This window comes from Legionella cardiaca (assembly GCF_029026145.1).
Classification (GTDB): Bacteria; Pseudomonadota; Gammaproteobacteria; order Legionellales; family Legionellaceae; genus Tatlockia; species Tatlockia cardiaca.
This window is the reverse complement of sequence record NZ_CP119078.1, coordinates 2,161,114-2,180,698: the sequence shown is the minus strand read 5'-3', so window position 1 is coordinate 2,180,698 and position 19,585 is coordinate 2,161,114. Positions and strand designations below refer to the sequence as shown.

The following is a 19,585-nucleotide window of genomic DNA, read 5'->3' as shown; positions in this document are numbered from 1 at the left end:
CCGTGCTATCTCTTTGCTTTCGGACTAACCGAAAAATGGTTACCCCCTTCGCAGGTATGACAGATTTTTATTCTTACAAGTGCTTTGACAAACAAAACCGGGTGCGCATTAAATAGTTAAAATAATCGGCTCTTTTCCTATGTCATACCCGCCAGCGGGACATGATAGGAAAGAGTAGATTTTAACTATTTGATGAACACTTTTGTTCCGGATAAAACGCACAAGCAAACAATTTCTAACCTATCGCCTGAGGATAGGAGCCTAATAAGGTCATCATGACGGACTTACTAGCTAATTCATTTAATGCAGCTTGAATATGAGGGTCAGATTGATGACCTTCGAAATCGATGAAAAAGAGATAGCTCCAGTTTCTATGACGATAGGGTCGTGATTCTATTGAGGTCATATTAATCTTGTAAGTGTCAAAAGGGGACAGCAACTGGATGAGGCTTCCTGGTTCATGAGGCGTTGAGATAACAAGAGAAGTTTTATCATAACCGCTGGGTGCAGGCAGTTGTTTGCCTAGAATAATAAAGCGCGTAGTATTGTTGGGATAATCTTCAATATGTTGATGTGATTTATGAAGTTTATAAATTTCTACTGCTTTATCACCACAAATTGCAGCTGATTTGGGGTCTTGCGCGGCAAGTTTTGCTGCTTGGCCATTACTACTCACTTCTTTCAAGATAATATGAGGATAATGTACTGCGAGCCAATGTTGACATTGTGCTAATGTTTGTTGGTGTGCATAAATAACCTCTAAAGTCTCGTCAGGAGCGATTCGAGCCAAGTGGTGACGAATGCGTAGGTTAATCTCACCACAAATCTGGACTTCACTATTGATAAGATTATCAAGGGTGGTATTGATCATTCCTTCGGTACTGTTTTCAATAGGTACAACACCATAATGAACATTACCACTTTCCACTTGTTTGAATACTTCTTTAATCGATAGCTCAGACACCATGTTAATACTTTCACCAAAGTGTTTTTCCACGGCTTGTTGGGTGAACGTGCCCTCTGGGCCAAGATACGCGATTGACAATGGTTGTTGTAAGGCAAGGCAGGCAGTCATAATATCTCTGAAAATGCGTGCTACTTCGCTATCTGGCAGAAGGCTATTGTTATTTGCAATAATCGAGCGCAAAATCTGTGCTTCGCGCTCAGGGCGATAGTAGACAGGGGATTGCTGCTGTTGTTTAATTTTTGCAACCTCTGCTGCTAAGACTGCCCGCTCTCGTAACAAATTAAAAAATTGCTTATCAATCTTATCGATTTGGTTCCGAATATTTGCAAGCTTGTCGTTATCATTCATGACCCTGTTCCAATCGGTGAGTTTTATCGAGTCTTTTTTTACGCAAATACAATAACAGCGCAGGAAAAACCATCAGCAAAATGCCGCTTGCAAACACCAGGCGGAAGTGACCGGCACCTCCCATATCCATGCTGCTTTCTGGCGGTATAAAGCCAACAAATAAAGTAATTAAACAGCCAGCTAATCCTAATAGGCAAGTTAAATAATAACCCAGTGTTTGGCCGGGAATCATAAAGGCACGAGGCAAATGGGCAAATTTCTTTTTTGAATGCCAGGCAGCCAGAAACATAAGAACATACATCATAATATACAGTTCAGTACTTAAATCAGTAAATAGCCAATAAATAGCGTTGACGCTAGGAAATAATAAAAATCCACTACAAAGTAAGGTCACTAGAATTGCCTGTAAAATTAAAATTCTTGAAGCAATGCCATGTTTATTTAAACGATAAAGCCAGTGGGGTAAGAATCCATTATCTGCCGCAAGTAATAAGCCTTTGGCAGGCGAAATAATCCAATTAACCATACTTCCCAAGCTGCCTAATAAGAGCAAAATAACAATTACGGGCATCAATGCTGTTAGATGGTAGGCTTGAAAAAAGTTAGTAAAGGCCTGCATAACACCATCAACTAAACTAATTTTTTCCTGAGGTAGAACAAAGGCAATGGCCAATGAACCTAAAATCATGGTAGTCAAAATTAATAAGACAGAAAAAAACATGGCTCGAGGAAAATTGCGTTGAGGATCGCGAACATTACGAACATGGACTGCCGCAAGTTCCATTCCCAGAAAAGAAGTCATAATAGCGGTTAGCGACACCCAAGATTGACTGTCTTGCCAATGAGGAATCAATGTATGGAAACTCAAATCAATGGCCAGGGGATGTCCTTTAACAAGCCAAATCACCGCAAGGGCAATAATAAAGCCCATGGGTAAGATCATACCAACTACAGCACAAAAACTGGCAAAAGCCGCCGAGGCACGAAGTCCTGCTAACCCTAGAAAAGTAAGAGACCAAAAGACAATGAGAATGACACTGATTAAGTAATATTTATTTTGTGCAAGGGCAGGATTAATCAAATAAGCTAAGGTTCCGGCAATAAATGATAAAATTGTCGGATACCAGACCATGGTATTAATCCATTGTAACCAGATTGTAATAAATGCCATGCCTTCACCAAAAGCGTGTTTAACCCAGCTATAAACACCCCCTTCCTCCTCAGGCCAGGTTGAGGAAAGTTCGGCAGAAACCAAGGCAACGGGAATAAGAAATACAAGGGCTGAAAAAGCAAAAAAGAAAATCAAAGAGGAGCCAAAAAGTGCCGTAGCAGGTAGATTACGGATACTGTCGATGGCTCCAGTAATTAATAAAACTAAAGCGAGTACTGAGATTTTTTCTGAAGACCATGCTTTCATAAAACAGTTCCGATGAGGTAATTGGCAAAAAGATAGACATTATAAGGGAATGAAGGAAACTATGGGAAGTACTTCGATCGTAATTTCCTAAATTTGCGAGATTTCTTTTTATTTAAATAGGATATTGAATTATTAGAGAATTTTAATTTGTTTGACAACGTGTTCATTCTTAACAACTTGTAAGTAGTATTATATTTCTGTTAAATAATAAATGGTCTAAAAATATATAAGGAAATATAAATGTATAGACTTTTTACAAGCTCATTTAATCGCAACAGCATTGTCAAAGGAAGTTTGCAAGTTGTAAATCTAATTGCCTTTGGAGCGGCCACTTATAACTTATTAACCAACCCCGATGCAGGTATAGCAGAATTTGGTCTGGATTTGTTTGTTCATGGAGCGAGTTATTTTGCATTAAGCGATTCTGTATCGCTTTTAGGTAAAACAAGCAATGGATTTATTAATGCTGTCAGATTAGGAGCAATATACACAGGTTTGACATCCGTGGGTTGTTCGGAGGTGCCATTGGCTGCGGCTGCTGCTGATTCGGTTGTTCATTTTGCAAATATGGTTGCCCCAATTCTTAATGCAAGACCCAAAGAAACTATGGAGCATATAGCACTACAACATTAAAATTTATATCCCATGCACGGTGATTACAATATGCCGTGCTGTTGCTTCATTGCGATGCTCACATAAATAAATCCCTTGCCATTGTCCTAGTGCCAATTTACCTTTTTTAATTGGGATGGTAAGGCTTGAGCCAAGCAAGACATTTTTAATATGCGCCGGCATATCATCTTCGCCTTCCAACGTATGGGTATAGAGGCGGTTATCATCCGGGATTGCGTTGTTGAAATAAGATTCCAGATCCTGGCGTACGTCTGGACAGGTATTTTCACTAATAGCTAAAGAAGCCGATGTGTGTTGCAGAAAAAAATGAGCTAAACCTACCTGTATCATGGGCATTGAGCTTAAAGCTGGGGATAGTTCTTGGGTAATAAGATGAAAGCCTCTTGATTTTTTAGGCAAGACATATTCGATTTGCCAGTAAATGGGGTACTGTTTATCCATGGTGGTAACCATCGCGACAAGCAGGAGAGGTTTGCGTTTTATGCTGACGGCGCTCCCATTCTGCTTCAGTGTAAAGGTGTAAAGTTAAGGCATGTAAGTCAGATGCTAATTCATCGGCTAATAAAGCATTCAGCTTGCGATGACGGTTAATCAATGACATTCCATTAAACTCCTCCGAGACAATTAGCAGTTTAAAATGTGTTTCGGAGCCTTTAGGTACATGGTGATGATGCGATTCATTTTCCACTGACAAATGCGTGGTAACCATATTCGCAGCTATTAACTGCATAATTCTTTCTTCTCGGGACATTTAAACTCTCATTCTTTCCTGCCAGTGTATGTCCTAAAGTATATCTAATAAATGTGGTGAGTTGTTATTTTTCTCACATTTATCTCAAGTAAGTTGATTGATTTATTTTTGCAAACTAATTTTGTTGCTCCAATCGTTACAATTTCAATGAATTCTCTTCGAAGCTATGCTATCTTTTTTAAATTTTCTGGGCGACATGCCCTAGCAGCCAACCTAAGGAGAATAAATGAAGGAGAGAGGTTTTACATTGATTGAACTAATGATTGTTATCGCTATTTTAGGAGTTTTAATTTCCCTTGCTGTACCAGCTTATAGAGATCATATCGTCAGAGCAAAAGTTGTTGAAGGATTAAGTTTGGCATCCCCTGCAAAAGTTGCGGTGAGTGAATCAGCTATTGCGACTCACACCTTACCGCCAAATCAAGCGGCAACGGGATATACTAGTCCAGAACCTACCGCAAATGTGAAATCTATCACCATTGGTGACAAAGGGGTTATCACCATTACCTATACGCCTGAAGCAGGTGATGGCACTCTGCTGTTAACACCCACAATGAGAACGAATGGGCAATTAAACTGGAGTTGTGTTGGAGGATCCTTAGAGGCAAAATATCGTCCAGCAGGTTGTAAATAGTTTAGATTGTTGTAATTAGATAAATTAAAAAAACTTTGATTTATTGTCATTCCTGATCGTGGAATGACAATAAGAGTAAATTACCGATTCTTAAAGTTTCTGTTCTACAAGTTGATTCTTAAGACGGACGTAATCTGGTAAGCCATTTTTATAAGGAGGGTAGGCTTCACCCTCAATTAAAGGAGCCAGATAGCGACGACAGTCATCCGTAATACCCATACCATCATCACTGATGAAATTAGTCGGCATGGTTTTTTCCTGGTTAGCTACTTCAGATAACGGTACGTGACTGATAGACCAACGATAAGGAGAGTCTTGTTCTCGTTTGATAATTGGCATAATAGCATTATGGCCACTTAACGCTAATTCAACAGCGGCTTTACCCAAGGCATAGGCTTGCTCGAGATCAACTTGAGAAGCAATATGTCTTGCGGCACGTTGTAGATAATCGGCTACTGCCCAATGGTATTTATAACCCAACTCGCTTTTAATTAATTGCGCAATGACTGGGGCTACACCGCCTAATTGTGCATGACCAAAGGCATCTCTTAATCCTGCGTCACTTAAAAATTTACCTTCTTCATTGCGAATGCCTTCAGAAACAACGACAACACAATAGCCATATTTTTTAACACATTCGTCAACTTTGCTTAGGAAGTTTTGCTGTCTAAAAGGCACTTCCGGAAATAAAATGACATGAGGGGGTTCTTCTGCTGTTTTCCCAGCCAAACCACTGGCCGCAGCAATCCAGCCGGCATGACGACCCATAACCTCGAGGATAAAAACCTTCGTTGAGGAGGCTGCCATGGAGGCGACATCAAAACCTGCTTCCAATGTAGAGATTGCTACGTATTTAGCAACAGAACCAAAACCTGGACAAGTATCGGTAAAAGGTAAATCGTTATCTACGGTTTTAGGAATACCAATACAGGTGATTGGATAGCCCATTTCACTACCTAGTTTTGATATTTTATGAGCAGTATCTTGAGAATCACCGCCACCATTATAAAAGAAATAGCCAATATTATGAGCCTTAAAAACTTCAATTAAACGCTCATATTCAGGTCCACTGTCTTTTAACTTGTAGCGACATGAACCAAAAGCTCCTGAAGGTGTATGCAAAAGCCTGGCAATATCTTCACTTGTTTCTATTGAGGTATCGATTAATTGTTCATTTAATGCACCGATAATGCCGTTTTTTGCAGCATAGACTTTGCCGATTTTTTCTGGGTGCAGGCGCGCTGTTTGAATTACTCCACAAGCCGAAGCATTAATTACAGCGGTGACTCCACCAGACTGGGCATAGATTGCATTTTTAAGGGACATGATTTCTCCGTGATTTAAACTCAGTCAGAAGGGCTGGTTTGGTATAAATTGTCAAACTCATCAATTACTTCGTCAATACTTTGAATCAGTTCAGCAAAAGTATCTTTCAGTTCATCAACCTGCTTTGCTGTTTTTGCTTGTTTCTCTAAGCGTATTACTTGTGTTTGAAGATGAGGGACGCCACAGAAACAACAAGCTCCATGTAATTTATGGGCGGCATTTTCCAATCCTTTAATATCTTTGTCATGCAAGAGCTGAATAAATTCTTCACGATTTTTTCGTAATTCCTGCACAAAACGATTAAGAAACTCTTCCGCTAACGCCTGATTTCCGGATACTTTTTGTACACATAGTTGCCAGTCAATGGCTGCGGATTTGCTTCTTTTAACAATACGTAACAAATAGCTAAGTAATTGTTTTTCATCAATGGGTTTTTGTAAGCAAAAATCAACACCGGCTTTTTTTAATTTATCTTTACTTAAGTTACTACTGTCAGCACTTATCACTATAATGGGCGTTTGCTTGTTTAACATGGATTCTTTACGAATAAGACTGGCTGCATCAAGACCATTAAGCTTTGGCATTTGTAGATCAAGCAGGATTGCACTATAGCGTTTGCTTTGACAGATTTTGACAGCTTCCTCACCGTTATCTACGGCTTCGATATTAGAGTTTTCCTGTAATAGAGAGGTCAGAAGCATGCGATTTACAGGATTATCTTCAGCAATTAATACATCGGGATGAGATATTCTAAGTTGGGCTCTTAAATTATCTAATTCTTGATCGGTTGTGACTGCTTGAGATGCTTCATTCAAAACAGATTCAATAATTTCATGGAGTTTCTGAATACTAATTGGTTTAAATAAGAAAGCTTTGGCTCCCAGAATCTGAGGGTTGTGGATTATCCATTTAGAGACCAGAATACAGGGAATCGTGTTTTTACGTAAAACCTGCGCAACTTGTTTTTCACAACCTTCATTAACGTTAATAAATGCTAAAGAGCAATCACTGTGCTCTTTGAACGCTTGTTCAAGCTGATTAAATGCAGAAATACGTATGCATTGCATTCCCCAATAACCTAAGCCATTACACATCGCTTCCATATACAGGGGGTTATCGTCATAACAAAGAACCTTAAGTCCTTCAAAACGCTGACTTTGTTCTTTTTCCACCTCATAAGCAGCTAATTTTTCAAGCTTTATACGTACTGAAAAAGTAGAACCCTTATTAATTTCGCTGGTAAAAGAAATCCGACCCTGCATTTGTTCAGTTAGTTTTTTACAAATTACTAAACCTAATCCGGATCCTCCAAAGCGACGGGTAATCGTAGTATCAGCCTGGTTAAAGGCATTAAATAATTTAGGTTGATCTTCTGTTGAAATACCAATGCCTGTATCTGTAACTGATAAACAAACGGTATAGTCCTTTTCTGACTCTTGCTCGATAGTGGTGCGGATGAGAACATAGCCGTGATCAGTAAATTTAATCGCATTACTCACTAAGTTGGTAATGATCTGTTTGATACGAATAGGATCACCTAGTACTTTTCTTGGAACGTTTATTTCAGTAGCAGGAATAAGATCGAGCCTTTTTTATGGGCATTTGGTGCTGCTAAAGCCAGCACTTCATCAATACAGGCGCGGATGTCTAAAGGAATACAGTCCAAGTGTAATTTTCCTGCATCCATTTTGGAATAATCAAGGATGTCATTAATAATAGTGAGCAAGTCTTGAGCAGATGATTTAATCGTTTTTACGTAGTCGAGTTGTAAGCTATCAAGTTTGGATTCTAACAATACATTGGTGAAACCAATGACTCCGTTCATAGGATTACGAATTTCATGACTCATATTGGCAATGAACTCTGATTTCTGCCGACTCTTCTCTTCACATTTTTTCTTTTCTAATGATAATTCAATATTTTTTTCTTCCAATAACTCCAAACTTTGTTGTAAATCGGCAGTAGCTACTTCGATATGTGTATTTAAATCTCTTATTGTATTGAGATAAGCTTTTTGCAGATGGGAACAACCTTTTTCAATAATTCCTAATTCGCCAGGACTTGTTTTACTGATATGGGTTTCAAATTCATTACTTAGAATTTGCTTCATACTTCGACGAAGACGTGAGATGGGAAGATAAATTCGTCTGGATAAAAAGAAATGAATGGTTAGACTGATTAATAAACCTAATAAAGTGATAAAAATTGTTACAATATACATTTGGTAACGTTTAATAAGGATGGATTGCGTATCGATATCAAGAGAGAGCCAACCCAGAATGTCGTCTGCCTGTATAGCAACGTCAGAAGATTTTTTTAAAGAGCTTGAGGAGTAGAGGTTAAATTTGGGAATAGTAATTGGGGCGGTAAAATTAATAGTATATGGTTCTATTTGTTTACTCTCAATATAATCACCGGTAAATTCTGGTGGTCTAAACGGCTTGTGGATGGAGTGTTTTCCACCACGATATGCCAATAGCTGTCCTTTTGCATCATAGAAAGCTAGTGCTTTGACTTCGGGGTTAATTGTCGAAGCATTAATTAATCCTTGCAAGGTTCTACTATCGTTACGCATCATTGCAAATTGCACTGCAGGTAAGAGTTGGCGAATATAAGCCTCACCTAATCTTGACATATGTTGGTTTAGATCTTTATTAAATTGGCCGTTATAAAATACCGCAAACAGAAGGGCGACCAAAAAAACTGGAATTAAAGTTGTAATGCGAAGCTGATATTTGATGCCAAGTCTTTTCATAGAGGGCACCTGCTGTAAGTCCTTGTAAACTTAACTATTATTGGCACGTTGTTTCCCTATGAAATGACTCTGCGTTGCATTGTATTAATATTGGGCTGTTTCTTATTATTGATGTATGCATTGGTTTGCAATCTTCAAAGACATTTTGGTTAAGCTTAGCAAGTGGCAAAGTAAGCTTTATAAAATGCATAGAAAAGGCCCTCATGGGTTTATTAAACTTCTTGCAAACTTTTACTGCAAAAAAGCCATTGGGTCGTCTGTGCTGCAGGAGGCTATTTTGCGTTACCTATAAAGTCGGCTATTATAGCTCGATTATTTACCCGCTTACAACGGAGCTTTTTGATGGTTGTTAGAACACGTTTTGCCCCTAGTCCTACTGGTTTTTTACACGTTGGTGGTGTCCGTACTGCTTTATTTTCATGGCTGTATGCAAAACATCACCAGGGTGAGTTTATATTGCGTATTGAGGATACGGATCAAGAGCGTTCGACCCAAGAGTCCGTGCAGGCAATTTTAGATGGGATGGCATGGCTGGGATTAGAGTATGACGAAGGACCTTTTTATCAGACTAAACGTTATGATCGTTATCGGGAAATTGCTCAAAAGTTATTAGATGAAGGCAAGGCCTATCGCTGTGAATGCAGCAAAGAGCGCTTGGAGGCACTGCGAGAAGCACAATTAGCGGCGAAAGAAAAACCTCGCTATGACGGTCATTGTCGTGATAAAAATTTGCCACTAAGCGGTTCACCCCATGTCATACGATTTAAAAATCCGCAACATGGTACAGTCTCATTTACCGACCACGTCTATGGCGACATTCATATTGATAATAGCGAATTAGATGATTTGATATTGGTGCGCTCTGATGGCCATCCAACTTATAATTTTGCCGTAGTAATTGATGATTGGGATATGAATATCACGCATGTAATTCGTGGGGATGATCATATCAATAACACACCAAGACAAATTAATTTATTTAAAGCCCTTAATGCACCTATTCCAGAATTTGCTCATTTACCTATGATACTTGGTGATGATGGTAAACGTCTTTCTAAACGTCATGGTGCAGTCAGTGTTTTACAATTTAAAGAGCTGGGATTTTTGCCACATGCGCTGCTTAATTATTTAGTACGCTTAGGGTGGTCTTACGGGGATCAAGAGATTTTTAGTGTCGCTGAGATGATTGACTGTTTTGATTTGAAAAATGTCAGTCGCGGGGTGTCGAGTTTTAATTATGAAAAGTTAAATTGGTTAAATCAGCATTATCAAAAAAGCGATTCCCCCGAAGAGGTAGCAAAGGCATTACAGTGGCATTTTGAGCAGCAAGGAATTGACTTTAAGCGTGGCCCCAAATTAGCAGACTTGGTAATTATTCAAGCGGAACGTTGTAAAACTCTAGCGGAAATTTGCGAGAAAAGTCTTTATTTCTACCAGGATGAGTTGAGCTATGATGAAGATGCGGTAAAAAAACATCTGCGACCCGTGATTTTAGAACCTCTTGAGGCGCTTTATCAACGATTAACTCAGGTACAGAATTGGGATAAAGATGTCTTACAAACCTGTATTAATGATGTTAGCGCAGAATTCGATATGAACATGGGGAAAATAGCCCAACCATTACGAGTTGCTGTAACAGGAAGCAGTATGTCACCGGCCATTGATATGACTTTAACTTTATTAGGTAAAGAGCGGACCTTGACTCGATTACAACAAGGACTGGAGCGTATTCGAGAGCGCGCTGCGAATAATGTCCAATAGGGTAAAGAATGAGTCATTTTTAATTTGATCATTTTTGCAGACCGCAAGCAAGTGGCGACATTCACAATTAATCCTTCAAACGGCTAAGCCGGTTGAAGGATTTTTTAATGTAGATAATAACCGCTTACATGCCGCGACATCTTAACGATCTTAATTCGTTATAACAAATCCTGACAGCCTATGCACACTTTTATCCACAGATTTTGTGGATAAAATAAAAGATGGAATTAACAGTGTAGGTGGTTTTTAACCTTAGTTCACAAGAGTTTCGTTAAGAAGAATTGGAAGGATATTGAATAAAATACAAGAAGAAAGAAACTTACCCACAGGAGAAAGGAATACTCCCTAGGATTTAGCATAATAGCAAAAGAAAAAATAAAAAACACTCCTGATTTCTAAATTTTCTTATTAAAGATTAAGCCAATATTATTGAGGACCAATGTGAGAGGCTTCGGTTTCAACTTCTGGGTGCGTTTTTTCAGTAATAGACTTTTTTGTTTCCTCTGTTCTATTTGCTTTACTGTAGAAGAAACAGCTTTCAGTTTTTGCATAGTTAACAGGTTTAGCAACTGTATTGTTTGTAATACCTTCGCGAATAGCCATAGAGAGATTGTTTATGATCGATTTAAGTCCATAAAAACGACGATCATCAAAGGCGTCATCGTGCTGATGAAGAATTTGCAACAATTGTTTTTGGACTTTACTATTAGATTTGTCAGAGAGATTAATTTGTTGTTCTAATTCTTTTGCTAAAGAAATGGCTAATTGCCCATTATTTCGCCCTGCTTCAGAATTTGATTTGGATAATATTTTTCCATAGGTACTAAGCTGATTAAGATAATCAATCGCCTTTTCTTTCTTTGCTTGTGCCCTGGAGGTAGTTAACTGCATTTTACTGACATCAGCTGGCTGTTGAGGTATTTCTTTTGATGATTTGGGAACGGTGGCGAGAGGCGTTGTTAGTACCGAGGACGACTTCCTGGTTCCCTTGGTTTGCGTAGTAATTCTGTGGTTTGCAAAGTGCTCATAAAGCGTGTTGAATTTTTTAGTCATACAGATTCCAAAAAATCAAACTTGTAAAAATATAACACATTTTGGTTGTCATATACAACCTTTCATAAAGTTTACACAGGAGAAAATGGTGTTTTTATAATCATTTTGCTGTATTTTAGTGAAATTTAATTGAGATTTATTAAGCGATTAAAAACAAGTCAAATTTAATAAAGTAGTAAAAAATTCAAAAAGTTACCTCTTAATATTACGTTAATGCGCATAGGGTAAAATAAGGGCAATTTGTTAAATATGTGAAAATTTATGTTTAGAGCATCTTTTATTGGTTCTCCGACCGTTGCGGACGTCAAAAAAAATGAAAAAAAGTATCATCGCTGCGATATTAATATGGAAATTATGTTAGCGGACTTATTGGATTTAACCGATGATATTTATGACGGGTTACTTCGTACAATTAAAAAACCTGCTAGTGTCTCTGCTGAACGCTTTAAGAAAATCCTTTACGTCAAAGCAACCATTTTTAACTTATTCATTGGTGGAAAAATAATAATCGATAAGCTATTTGACGATTTAGAAAAAGAATGTGCTGCCAACATGCTTAGTATCCCTGTGTCCCAAGATGAATTGTTAAAGCTTGGTTTATGTCCTCAATTCTATAAAAGTGTTGTTGGTAAACATAAAGTTGATGAGGAAGATGAAGTTGAAGAAGTATACTATTCACCCATCATTTCAAAAGAAATCCTTGAGATAAAATATCCAGATGAAATTTTGGCTCAAGTGTTGAAACAGCAATTGCAAAAGCATGATGTTAATATTGCTTCTGAAAAGAGAGCAACGTTCCTTAAAACTCAGGGGTGGTTATCATTTTTTGGTGTGGTTCCGCCAGAAACTGCAATTAAAATTTTAAAAAAGGGCATGATTTTTATTGATGCCCCTGATTATCCTGATTCTGACTCTCGTTTGCATGGTGCCTACAGTCATGCCATACAGGAATATTTAATTTCCAAACTTTTGGAAGGGGGATATCTCGGTGATCTTTCCGTTAAGGGGGAGCCTGATATAACTGAACTTGAACTGGTTCAAGCTGATGCTTGGCTAGTTAAACACGGTGGAGTAGAGGGTGTCCATTGTTTGTTTGACATTATGCGTGAAAGAAGACCCAATAAACTGTCATTATTAAATGTTTACCCTGATGAGGTTTACGGGTTTACCAGTCCTGATTTTGTTAATCAATATTTGATGCTCAATCCCTTTCGTTTCCCATGTCTATCGACCCTTCTATATAATCAATATGCCCACGCAACGCAAAATTATTTTAATCTGTTGCCTGGTTTTAATACATTGAGTAAAGAAGAACAACTACACATCATGAATATTCACGATAGACATAATGTTTTGAAAAATGATATTGAGAAATTTGTTAATAACTCCAACTACATTGAGTATCAACAAACAGACCGCAGCCGTATTATGTTAAAACGTCATGAGAAACCGCTATTTCGATTTCCATACACTCAAGATGATAGCAAGTCTTATATTAGAGCAAGAAAAATAACCGAGACTAATACTGCGACATTAAGCAAAAAATTCCATGCTGCAGAAGTTTTGTTAGATGATTATATACCACGAGAAAAAGATGACAGTGAGAATGATCAGGAAAAATTATCATTATAAATGCTTTTTTCTATCGTTGAATAGTGAGAGTTCTCAGGGTGATAGCTTGCTCTAACCGTAAAGCGTGATTTAAGGAGCCGGATAGCGTACATCTCGCAGAGTTTAAAGTTTCTCCATTGAGGTAAACCACCAGAGTCACTGTCTCCTTTGTATTGAAAGCAGTGCAATTGCTCATCACCGCCTAAATTTCCATAGTGATAAGGTTCAATAAATCTTTTTTTGCCATGATAGAGGCATTCTATCGGACGTTTAGTAGTGATAGCGTGAGATAATTTCTTTTTAATATCCATAAATTCCGATTAATTAATTGCTTAAATATATTGTAGCTAATGGAATGAGATCGTAAGCTCAACAAGATTGCTATAATGTTGAATAATTGCCTATTCACTAAATCGATATTTATCGAGAAAATTTGAGATATCTATGGCCAAAAATTTGAATCAAAGTATTGAATCGTTTAATCAGGAAGCACTGAGATTAGAATTGACTGCGGCACTAATTATTGAGCATCAGATAAAAGCAATAACAAATGATCTCATCGATAAAAATTCTTCTGCAGAAACAAAACAATTGCAGCAAAAAATTCTTATAGCGGTTCAAGAGTCGATCAAGGGTATGCTGCATGCCGATTCTAAAGAAATATTTCTTCTGCAGCAGCAACGATTTAATCAATTAATGACAAATTTAAAAGCAAAATTAGCTCTGGAAGGTGATTTGGAGAAACCATTGGAGGATTTTCGTTTCTTCCATTACCTTCACGGTTTATTGCTGGAGGTAACGACTAACGAGGTTAAATCCTTACAAGATTTGCCTGCATGGTTCGTAGAACATCCTTACTTTGAGCAGTGGAGGAAACAATTAGATTCTTTAAAGAATGAAACGGATCCAAAACAATTTGAAGCGCAGAGAACGTTATTAATTGAGGATTTATTAATTAGGGAGTCTTATCAAGATTTAGCAAATCTTGCTTCAGTGACTCTTATAGAACAAAATGCTCAATTGTTGGCTGATACTCGTTTGTCTTATCTGAAAGAAACCGATAGGCGTAAAAAACTCTTGACTGATGTGTTATGGATGGGATTGGGAACATTGCTTGTAGTTGGTGCAGCAGTGCTAAGTATTGCTTTCCCACCATTGATTATTCCAGGCTTGGTTTTGGGAGCAGCAGTCTTAGGGTATGGCGCTATTGATTTTGCCAAACAAAGCGCCGGCCTTTACGAAGAGTTTCATGCAAAGTCTTTGGGGGAGCGTCAGGTTTCTCCAGCCACTATGGAAGAAGTTGAGCAACTAGAAAGCATTCTCAATGATCCGGCAAAAAGTGATTTTGTTGGGCGCCAGCAGTTGGATAAAAAATATTGGTCTACTGAAGAAAAATGGGTAAAAGGCGCAGGCTATGTTGCTTCTTTAACTGGTTTTGCTTTAGCAATTGCAGCTTTTGCTTTAATAGTGCCAGGCGTTGGTGTTCCTATTGCAGCGGTTATTGCTGTCGCTGCTCTATCGTTAGCTGTAGCTGCATTTGCAGGCGGTCTTTTGGGGTTTAAGATTTTTCGTGAACAACAGCATCAGCAAAAAATGCAGTCACAGATTGAAGAAAAAATGACAAATGATGAAGAAATGGTGGCTCAAATCGCTAAGGTATATAGTGACCGCGTTGCCAGTGTTAATATCCCTGGTCTTGTTGAACAACACGAGCAAGATATTCATGCACAAACATTAAATAAAACTGCTGCTATTAAGCGTGAACAACAAGTTAAAGAACCAGAAGAGAGCGTTGATAAAAAGGGCAAAGTTAAAAAGATTGAAAACATACCCGTTGAGATGTTGGATCTTAATGCTGCCCCCACATTATTTGCTAATAAAATGGAGAAAACTAATTCTCTAGATTGGAAAAAGCGCTTACAACAAGAAGAACATAGTGATGATGAAGAAGACGAAGGAATTAGGACTACTGAGGAAGGGGAAGATGATGAAGGACAAACCCCAGATAATCGCTAGTAATAATGAATGCCATCAAAAAGTTAGATAGTTAATAGGGCACGTAGACGATGGGATGACAACACGCCCCAGAGAAAAAATGGAATGACAGGGACTCTAAAGGCCTGTTGTTTTCTAGATTTTCTTAAGTGAACACCAATCCAGTTTTGTTTCATTGCCGTGCCTGATTAATATACAATGTCGCTCTAATTTGTTATTGCAGGACTTCGGTATGACTTTCCAGCAGCTCCTCGATTTAATACGGTGGCTTACGACAAGTGGCGGTGTATTTCCCTTGTCCTCAGAGATGCAATGTTTCTCAGAAATCCTCGCTGAACTGCAAAAAGAGTGTCTGAAGCAATTGGACAATAGTTCCCAGCAGTCTGTATTGGACGAGGCTGTAAAATTTTTAGCATTCTGTGCAAAACATCAAGATTTATCGCAAAATATCTACAAAGCGATTATTTTGTGGCTCGCCGAAAAGCACCAGGAGAAAGGCAAATCGAAGGCAGAACAATTTGTATTTCAGCAGAAAATTGGCACAGTATTTACTGTTTTTCTTGATAAAGAAGAGAGCAATGCAATTTCTTTTTATGGACAAGAGGAAAAATTGCGCTCTATCTATACAAAGGGTGCTGCGTTAATTGAACTTAGAAAATCTCAATCAGCGTCTCAGCAGCAACCTACATTAGAAACTTTAGTAGAAGAGATCTCCGTAAAATTAAAAAAAATCAAAAAACCAGCAATTATACTTACCTTGTTAAAAGATTATTTTGATAAACCCCATCAACTTGCTGCTTTCGTTATCTGGCTATGTCAGCAGAATATAACCCATGAAGCAATTCTTAAATCGGGTTTATTACATGCATTTTTGGGATTTAATCTACATATTCTTGATGATGAAAATAATCCAGTAAACGTATTTTATAATTTATTAGCTTCTCATGAGAATACCAAAGACTTAGCTAAGGCAGCTGTTAAATGTCGAGCTCAACATGAGGCGTTTCAAAATTTTAATCTGCAAGGCAAAATCTCTAAAGAGGATCTTAAGTCTGTTGATATTGTTGAAATCGAATTATCGGGTGCTAGCTTGGATGCTGAAACATTTAAAGCGTTATATGAATTATTTGGAGCAGAATTTCTGTTTCAAGTTTTTTTATGGTACTACGATGAATATTATTATGATGAAAGCTCAGATGAAGAACCAGATGAAGAAGAGCAAATTTACACCACGCTTTTACAAAAAGTCTTGAATAGAGATGGTATTGCATCCTCTGGGTTACCTCTTTTAATTAATCAGTTACTCACTTCTTATGAAGATATTAAACTTATTAAAAGATTAAGATATTTATCGAGTTTTATTTCTTCACGATCGCTTTTACAACAGTTGCTAGATAAAGATGAAGCAATCGCGATGTATTTGCTTTTAGAACGTGACGATATGGAGGAGTTTTTTAGTCAGAATGTTTTCGTTGGTTATATCGAGAAGTTGCTTGCAGATAATAAAATAGATTTACACAGGAAATTTCATCTTCTATACCACGTGCAAGTGTGGTGCAGGGAGGAGGGCAGATTTATTTTGGCCCATTATCTTTATAAGCAGTTGATTAATCTGTTGTTATTACCACCTTATGATTTACTCACAGAAGAAAATGAAGCCATCGTAAGGCAAGAGTATCAATTTTTACAATTTCCTGACGAAAGTGATGAAGATAAGAGCAGCAGCGAGGATGAGAGTAGTGAGTCAGCGGATGAGAGTGCACAAGAGGAACTGGTGGAGCAGGCTATTGTTCGCTTTCAAACACTTGATTATTTAGACAAGCTACAACTTCAAGTTGAGCAAGAGTTGGAACAATTATACCAATTGAGTCTCAGTAAACCAGATTTTGATCATGCCGATTTTCATGAATTGCAAGAAAATTGGCCAATTTTTGATCGCAAATTAAGATTCATTCATTACATTCGTAAAGGTGAAAAAGATAATTTAAATACTCGAGATACTTATTTCAAAGAAACATTAATCAAAAAACGTTTTTCCTTATTGAAGGAACAGTTCAATTTGAAAGCTATGTTAGCAATCTTGTTCGATTTATCTCAGGAAAAGGGTATTTTTGAATGCCAGCAAACTTTGGTTAATTTGTTAATTGAACATGATGGATGGTTAGCTAGGCAAATTATTGAAATTCTAAGTCAGAATAATCGTCATTGGTATCTGATTCAATGGAACCCTGAGATAGATTCACTTCTTGAAGAAGCTGTAGATTATAGCAATAAAGAACTGGTTACTTATCTTCTTAGTCAACATAGTTATCTCCGACTTATTAATGGTGATATCTTTTATATGGCTTTTGTTACTGCAATAGAGGAAGGTGATTCTGCTATTGTGAAACTATTTTTAGTCCCTGAGATTATCGCAAAATTCAGAAGCATAGAGATAGAAGCGATTATCGTGACGGTTATTGACACTGGAGACAGGACTCTATTTCGTTTGCTTATCGAGCATCGAGAACTCTTAACTATACCAAACAGCCTGTGTTCCTCTTTAATTTACAAAGCCGCAGAAATTGGTTTTTCTGAAGGGATTAGTTTGCTTTGTGGATTAAGGTTTACTCCGGAAAGGGAGCATATTAATAAGGCCTTTAAAACAGCTGTTGAAGCGCAACACTGGGATTGTGTTAAAGTTTTATGTGATGTACCTAAAGACAGGGTGCCTGTTGAGCAAGTCTGTCTCTCTACCTGGCGCAATGTTCTAGCAACCTCGTCTTGGGAAATACAACAAAATTTTATTAATTCCACCGGCAAATGTTTCACCTATGCACTGGCTCGTTATGGCGCGGATTATTTTTTCCGGAACGAAAATTACGAAGGCTTATCTTTATTAATTAATTTAACCGGAGAGAGTCAACTCAAAAAATCAGATCTTAGAATTTTGTTTCATAGAGCATTGATAAGTCCCTCGTGGTTTATGGTTGCACATTGTATCGCACAATTGTCAGGAGACCGCGCATTAGAGCAGGCGGATGTAGCAAACGTAATTCTTGAGACGATTGTACCAGAAGGTAGTAGTATGCTACTTAGGAAAATTTATGAATCGTTTGATCAACGCTTACATCCTGATGCTGAAACGGTAAGAAAAATTTTTCAAAATGCCTTCCAAAAGAAAGATTCTACTATGATTGCTGAGATATGTAACAAGGGTTTAATCCATCTTGATGAAGAAGCATTATTACTTAGTTTGGCAGAAGTATGGGGAAGCACTCAATACAAAGATATTGCAACCTGTCTTCACGAAACTTGTAAGTTAAAAAATCTTGGGTCGGCGAATGTTGATTCTTTATTTGCAGATTTTTTACAGAAAAATAACTGTAAAGCGGTCGAACAACTTGTTCACCTTGAGGGGGAGTTTGCTCCTCAGAATGAAAAAATAAAGGAGGGTGTTTTTGCCGCGGTTCGAAGTGGCAATTTAGCGATGGCTTCAGCGCTATTAAGTACTCCAGGCCTTAGAAATAATTCTGATATTATCGATAGTGCTGCATCATTAGCATTCACTACTAATCAAACAGCCCTGTTTCCCTTGTTTGATAAACCAGAATATTCCCCATTTGTATCATCCGATAATAAGAAAAAAATGGCTCCTTTTGTAGAGAAAAAACACTCTTTGCAATTGGATGCTGCAGGGAACGAGGAATTGTCATCGGAGATGCCGTCAAAACAATCAGATAAAAGACCTACGTTGACTGCGTCTAAAAACCTAATGGTTGCAAGATCAGAGCGATTAAAGAAAGCAGTACATCAAGGAAATGTTTCACTGGTCAAAACAATCGTTTGTTCTATGGTTCATGAAAAAAATCCTCCAGATATTTCAGTTTTAACTGAAATTGCTAAAGAAAAAGGGCATAGCGAGTTAATTGACTGGTTTGCAAAAATTCATACACTGTCAGCTTATAGACGTATTGCTACTGTCAGTTCCGATAAAGCTATGCGAAATGAAGAAATCTCAAGTGAAACAGTTTTGCATGATGCTTTGGCCTTACTTTATGATTATACAAAATCGAATCGATTGATAAGATTTTTTACAGGTCATTGGAATCGTCATCACATTGCTGAGGTAAAAAATATACTTAACTCGTCGCCTCAAACAATGAGTGATTTATTAAATGAATTACGTAAAATTCCGCTAATTAACTTGCAAGGCTCATTGGCAAGACGCATTACCTATATGTCTGATTTTTTAATGCCACTGCTTAATGATGAAGAAATGGTATCGAGTTACGCAAGCAATTTAGAAGAAAAAAATGTAAGTCACGTATTTTAAATGTCGAAATCAGCAAGCT

Annotated in this window: 13 protein-coding genes and 1 pseudogene; 6 read left to right on the top strand and 8 right to left on the bottom strand. The window is 37.7% G+C overall.

Annotated elements, in window-relative coordinates; all coding sequences use genetic code 11:
- Positions 1-235: 235 nt before the first annotated feature.
- On the bottom strand, positions 236-1,315 hold the full coding sequence (gene pheA / locus PXX05_RS09285) for a prephenate dehydratase (RefSeq protein ID WP_275087946.1): 1,080 nt from the start codon (positions 1,313-1,315) through the stop codon (positions 236-238).
- Entirely contained in the window at positions 1,308-2,732 is a 1,425-nt protein-coding gene (locus PXX05_RS09280; RefSeq protein WP_275087945.1) for an APC family permease, read from the bottom strand. The genes pheA and PXX05_RS09280 overlap by 8 nt, the downstream gene beginning before the upstream one ends.
- 240 nt (positions 2,733-2,972) lie before the next feature.
- Here PXX05_RS09280 and PXX05_RS09275 point away from each other — a divergent pair, with 240 nt between their 5' ends.
- Positions 2,973-3,365: a hypothetical protein gene (locus tag PXX05_RS09275; protein WP_275087944.1), complete on the top strand. Its 393-nt coding sequence runs from the start codon at positions 2,973-2,975 to the stop codon at positions 3,363-3,365.
- Positions 3,366-3,368: 3 nt separating this feature from the next.
- Here PXX05_RS09275 and PXX05_RS09270 read toward each other — a convergent pair whose 3' ends face one another.
- Both PXX05_RS09270 and PXX05_RS09265 read right to left on the bottom strand, forming a co-directional pair.
- Positions 3,369-3,806: a secondary thiamine-phosphate synthase enzyme YjbQ gene (locus PXX05_RS09270; RefSeq protein ID WP_275087943.1), complete on the bottom strand. Its 438-nt coding sequence runs from the start codon at positions 3,804-3,806 to the stop codon at positions 3,369-3,371.
- A complete protein-coding gene (locus PXX05_RS09265) occupies positions 3,799-4,116 on the bottom strand; it encodes a BolA family protein (RefSeq protein WP_275087942.1) in 318 nt (105 codons plus the stop codon). Before PXX05_RS09265 ends, PXX05_RS09270 begins: the two co-directional genes overlap by 8 nt.
- A gap of 226 nt (positions 4,117-4,342) precedes the next feature.
- Here PXX05_RS09265 and PXX05_RS09260 point away from each other — a divergent pair, with 226 nt between their 5' ends.
- A complete protein-coding gene (locus tag PXX05_RS09260) occupies positions 4,343-4,750 on the top strand; it encodes a pilin (protein ID WP_275087941.1) in 408 nt (135 codons plus the stop codon).
- Positions 4,751-4,840: 90 nt separating this feature from the next.
- Here PXX05_RS09260 and PXX05_RS09255 read toward each other — a convergent pair whose 3' ends face one another.
- Both PXX05_RS09255 and letS read right to left on the bottom strand, forming a co-directional pair.
- Positions 4,841-6,076, bottom strand: coding sequence for a 6-phosphofructokinase (locus tag PXX05_RS09255; RefSeq protein ID WP_275087940.1), 1,236 nt, complete (start codon positions 6,074-6,076; stop codon positions 4,841-4,843).
- 20 nt (positions 6,077-6,096) lie between these two features.
- Positions 6,097-8,831, bottom strand: a pseudogene (gene letS / locus PXX05_RS09250) (two-component system sensor histidine kinase LetS).
- 342 nt (positions 8,832-9,173) lie between these two features.
- Between letS and gltX the strand changes: the two are divergent.
- Positions 9,174-10,592, top strand: a complete 1,419-nt coding sequence (gltX, locus tag PXX05_RS09245) for a glutamate--tRNA ligase (protein ID WP_275087939.1) — start codon at positions 9,174-9,176, stop codon at positions 10,590-10,592.
- A 426-nt stretch (positions 10,593-11,018) separates the two neighbouring features.
- Here gltX and PXX05_RS09240 read toward each other — a convergent pair whose 3' ends face one another.
- Entirely contained in the window at positions 11,019-11,645 is a 627-nt protein-coding gene (locus PXX05_RS09240) for a hypothetical protein (protein ID WP_275087938.1), read from the bottom strand.
- A 261-nt stretch (positions 11,646-11,906) separates the two neighbouring features.
- Here PXX05_RS09240 and PXX05_RS09235 point away from each other — a divergent pair, with 261 nt between their 5' ends.
- Positions 11,907-13,277, top strand: a complete 1,371-nt coding sequence (locus tag PXX05_RS09235) for a hypothetical protein (protein ID WP_275087937.1) — start codon at positions 11,907-11,909, stop codon at positions 13,275-13,277.
- Here the strand turns inward: PXX05_RS09235 and PXX05_RS09230 are convergent.
- On the bottom strand, positions 13,256-13,567 hold the full coding sequence (locus tag PXX05_RS09230; RefSeq protein WP_275087936.1) for a WYL domain-containing protein: 312 nt from the start codon (positions 13,565-13,567) through the stop codon (positions 13,256-13,258). The genes PXX05_RS09235 and PXX05_RS09230 overlap by 22 nt on opposite strands.
- 133 nt (positions 13,568-13,700) lie before the next feature.
- Here PXX05_RS09230 and PXX05_RS09225 point away from each other — a divergent pair, with 133 nt between their 5' ends.
- Together PXX05_RS09225 and PXX05_RS09220 are read left to right on the top strand one after the other, a co-directional pair.
- Positions 13,701-15,272 carry a hypothetical protein gene (locus PXX05_RS09225; RefSeq protein ID WP_275087935.1) on the top strand — a complete coding sequence of 524 codons (1,572 nt, stop codon included), beginning with the start codon at positions 13,701-13,703 and terminating at the stop codon, positions 15,270-15,272.
- 211 nt (positions 15,273-15,483) lie between these two features.
- Positions 15,484-19,566: a DUF5617 domain-containing protein gene (locus PXX05_RS09220; protein WP_275087934.1), complete on the top strand. Its 4,083-nt coding sequence runs from the start codon at positions 15,484-15,486 to the stop codon at positions 19,564-19,566.
- Positions 19,567-19,585: the final 19 nt, after the last annotated feature.

Coding starts and splice junctions, on each gene's coding strand:
- PXX05_RS09270 (WP_275087943.1), bottom strand. CDS start 3,806: ATGGATAAACAGTACCCCATTTACTGGCAAATCGAATATGTCTTGCCT.
- PXX05_RS09275 (WP_275087944.1), top strand. CDS start 2,973: ATGTATAGACTTTTTACAAGCTCATTTAATCGCAACAGCATTGTCAAA.
- PXX05_RS09220 (WP_275087934.1), top strand. CDS start 15,484: ATGACTTTCCAGCAGCTCCTCGATTTAATACGGTGGCTTACGACAAGT.
- PXX05_RS09280 (WP_275087945.1), bottom strand. CDS start 2,732: ATGAAAGCATGGTCTTCAGAAAAAATCTCAGTACTCGCTTTAGTTTTA.
- PXX05_RS09260 (WP_275087941.1), top strand. CDS start 4,343: ATGAAGGAGAGAGGTTTTACATTGATTGAACTAATGATTGTTATCGCT.
- PXX05_RS09240 (WP_275087938.1), bottom strand. CDS start 11,645: ATGACTAAAAAATTCAACACGCTTTATGAGCACTTTGCAAACCACAGA.
- PXX05_RS09235 (WP_275087937.1), top strand. CDS start 11,907: ATGTTTAGAGCATCTTTTATTGGTTCTCCGACCGTTGCGGACGTCAAA.
- pheA (WP_275087946.1), bottom strand. CDS start 1,315: ATGAATGATAACGACAAGCTTGCAAATATTCGGAACCAAATCGATAAG.
- gltX (WP_275087939.1), top strand. CDS start 9,174: ATGGTTGTTAGAACACGTTTTGCCCCTAGTCCTACTGGTTTTTTACAC.
- PXX05_RS09255 (WP_275087940.1), bottom strand. CDS start 6,076: ATGTCCCTTAAAAATGCAATCTATGCCCAGTCTGGTGGAGTCACCGCT.
- PXX05_RS09225 (WP_275087935.1), top strand. CDS start 13,701: ATGGCCAAAAATTTGAATCAAAGTATTGAATCGTTTAATCAGGAAGCA.
- PXX05_RS09230 (WP_275087936.1), bottom strand. CDS start 13,567: ATGGATATTAAAAAGAAATTATCTCACGCTATCACTACTAAACGTCCG.
- PXX05_RS09265 (WP_275087942.1), bottom strand. CDS start 4,116: ATGTCCCGAGAAGAAAGAATTATGCAGTTAATAGCTGCGAATATGGTT.